Annotated in this window: 4 protein-coding genes; 3 read left to right on the forward strand and 1 reads right to left on the reverse strand. The window is 61.6% G+C overall.

What is annotated here, in order from left to right:
- Positions 1-292: 292 nt before the first annotated feature.
- Entirely contained in the window at positions 293-529 is a 237-nt protein-coding gene (locus MKK82_RS24650) for a hypothetical protein (protein WP_243987191.1), read from the reverse strand.
- 123 nt (positions 530-652) lie between these two features.
- Between MKK82_RS24650 and MKK82_RS24655 the strand changes: the two genes are divergently transcribed.
- The 3 genes from MKK82_RS24655 (at position 653) to MKK82_RS24665 (ending at position 2,188) form a co-directional block, all read left to right on the forward strand.
- Positions 653-895, forward strand: a complete 243-nt coding sequence (locus MKK82_RS24655) for a helix-turn-helix transcriptional regulator (protein WP_243987192.1) — start codon at positions 653-655, stop codon at positions 893-895.
- A gap of 20 nt (positions 896-915) precedes the next feature.
- The gene (locus tag MKK82_RS24660; protein WP_243987193.1) at positions 916-1,362 is read left to right on the forward strand and encodes a hypothetical protein; all 447 of its coding nucleotides are present in this window, start codon (positions 916-918) and stop codon (positions 1,360-1,362) included.
- Between the two features lie 586 nt (positions 1,363-1,948).
- Positions 1,949-2,188, forward strand: a complete 240-nt coding sequence (locus tag MKK82_RS24665) for a 3',5'-cyclic-nucleotide phosphodiesterase (protein WP_243987194.1) — start codon at positions 1,949-1,951, stop codon at positions 2,186-2,188.
- Positions 2,189-2,352: the final 164 nt, after the last annotated feature.

Raw genomic sequence — 2,352 nt, forward strand, 5'->3', positions numbered from 1 at the left:
CGCTGCTTGAGGATCAGGCCCTCCAGCGTCTGAACCGGCACGTTCATCAGCGGGCCGATAATGGAATAGATGAGATAGTAGAGAGGATGTATAGAATAAAAGTTTGAGAGGTAGCAACTGGCGGTGAGCGAAGAGTAGAAATTGTATTGGTAATTTAGGGATGTGAATTACGGTAGGTTGGGGCCTTGACGCGGGACAAAGGAAGAATAAGAATGATAGTAGAGCACATGGACCCTAGCCCACTCGACATCGGCCTCGTCCAGCAACGGCAGCAGCGTCGGCGCGAAGTCGATCAGGAAGCGATCCGGCGACGTGGTGCCGGGCTCGGCTTCAAAGTCCGGGAGAGGCCGGCCTTGCAGGCGGCTGCCATGATGGCGGCGCGGTCGTAGCGGCCGGCGACCACGAGGGGTCGGGTACGGGCGCCGAGTTGGATCAGGGCGCGGGCGCCGAGCAGGCCGGCCGGGATCTTGGTGCGGGCGTCGAGGCCAGCGCGGTCGATGCGGGTCCATGAGACGGTGCGGTGGGACATGGATCGTAAATCCTGCTCGGCGTCGCTTCCGTTTGCTGCGCCTATGAGCTAATATTGCTCAATCGCCATTGAGCGTCAACACATTATGCTCACGCACGAACAAATTTATATCACGGGACCGGGATGCTGACGGCGGCACAGATCAGGATGGCTCGCGGCTTCATGCGCTGGTCCGTTGCCGAACTGGCGAAGGCGTCCGGCGTCTCGTCGGCCACGATCAGGCGCATGGAGGAGAGCGACGGCGTGCCGAACTCTCTCGCCGACAACCTTGGCAAACTGCGGCGAACCTTCGAAGCTGCTGGGCTTGAATTCATCCCCGAGAATGGAGGCGGGGCCGGCGTCAGAGTGCGGGAGCGGAAAGGGTGAGCGCTAACCCGTCGGCCTTCATGCTGGACACCAACGTGTTCTCGCGGGTGTGCGACGGCATGCTGCCGCTGCTCAACAAAACCGGTCGGCGCTTCCTCGTGACTCGCGTACAGGCTGACGAGTGCAGAGCGACGTGCGATCCCGTCCGCCGTGCTGGTCTGCTGCAGGCAATCGAGGAAATCGCGCCAGAGCTTTGCCAAGCAGCCTCGTTCTGCCTCGACATCGAGGGTGCTGGCTTCGACCAAGCAGAAGTAGGCGACGACACCAATCAGTTTGATGCGATGCTCACGCGGCTCAAGGTGCTAGATCCCAAACCGCCGAGGAAAGACAAAAACCAGATCCGAGACATCGTGATTGCCGAGACGGCACTGAAGCTCGGCGCCACGCTGGTCAGCGACGACGTGGCTTTGCGGGCCATAATGACAGAGTTTGGCGGTGCGGCTGTCGCCTCAGAGTATCTGGCATGAGCCCTGGTCTGGACTTCATCCCTGAGAACGGCGGCGGAGCCGGGATCCGGTTCCGGGAGCGGAAGGCGGGTTCATGACACCGCGCTGGAGCCGCATCGGCGGCACGGTCTCGCTCGCAGGCTTCACTCTATTTGTGACGGCCCTGGCAGTCTGCGGGTTCACGGGCCTCGTGCCGTGATTGCTGCCACCTCGCCAGAACACCTCTCCGAGGTTCTGCGCCTCTGCAGGGCGCTCGCATATCGGGCACTCGATGCGAGGATCGTGGGGCAGTCCATGCCGGCGGAGCAGGCTGTCGCGCTGGCGAAAACAGCGCGCCTTCTGCAGGATTACGGTGTGGAGTGGCCTCCTCTTCTGGCGTAGGTGCTGCACGAACTGGCGTCAGAACCTAAGAGTGAGCCGCCGGGAGACGATGACCTGGAAGGCCTGACCCTCTTTCTCGCTGGCTTCAGCAGAAAGATCACTCGTGACCGTCGGTCGTGAGTTCATCCCCGAGAACGGGGCCGGGATCCGGTTCCGGGAGCGGAAGGGATAAAACTAGCGCTAGGTTCGTTAGGCCTCGACGAATTGCTCCGGGTAGGGACCAAGTATGCGCAGCCTCATCCTCGCCGTCAGCGTCATCGCTCTCGCCGCTCCCGTCTCAGCGCAGGCACCCGACCGCGGCAACGCGGACCTGCAGACCAACTGTGCGGGTGACGCCCTCGCATTCTGCGCCGGCATCGATTCGAACAGCCCGCAAATGGACGCCTGCTTCAAGAAGAACATGAGCCAGATGTCCCCGAACTGCCGGCGCGCCATCGATGCCTACGAGAAGGCTGGCGGTAAGTAGCCACTCGATCGTTCAATCACGGTCCGAATTCCGCGGAAGGGGTGGCCTCGGATCCGTAAGCGGAAGGGATAGATCACCGAGCTGAGCCGTTAGCGCATCGACGAACTCCTTCGACTAGGTATCAAATATGCGCAGCGTCATCCTCGCTTTCGGCCTCATCGCCG

Origin of the sequence: Methylobacterium sp. E-046, assembly GCF_022829625.1 — a bacterium.
GTDB classification, from domain to species: Bacteria; Pseudomonadota; Alphaproteobacteria; order Rhizobiales; family Beijerinckiaceae; genus Methylobacterium; species Methylobacterium longum.

Bases quoted from the DNA above. Each gene is read 5' to 3' on its own strand.
- MKK82_RS24655 (WP_243987192.1), top strand. From the start codon at position 653: ATGCTGACGGCGGCACAGATCAGGATGGCTCGCGGCTTCATGCGCTGG.
- MKK82_RS24665 (WP_243987194.1), top strand. From the start codon at position 1,949: ATGCGCAGCCTCATCCTCGCCGTCAGCGTCATCGCTCTCGCCGCTCCC.
- MKK82_RS24660 (WP_243987193.1), top strand. From the start codon at position 916: ATGCTGGACACCAACGTGTTCTCGCGGGTGTGCGACGGCATGCTGCCG.
- MKK82_RS24650 (WP_243987191.1), bottom strand. From the start codon at position 529: ATGTCCCACCGCACCGTCTCATGGACCCGCATCGACCGCGCTGGCCTC.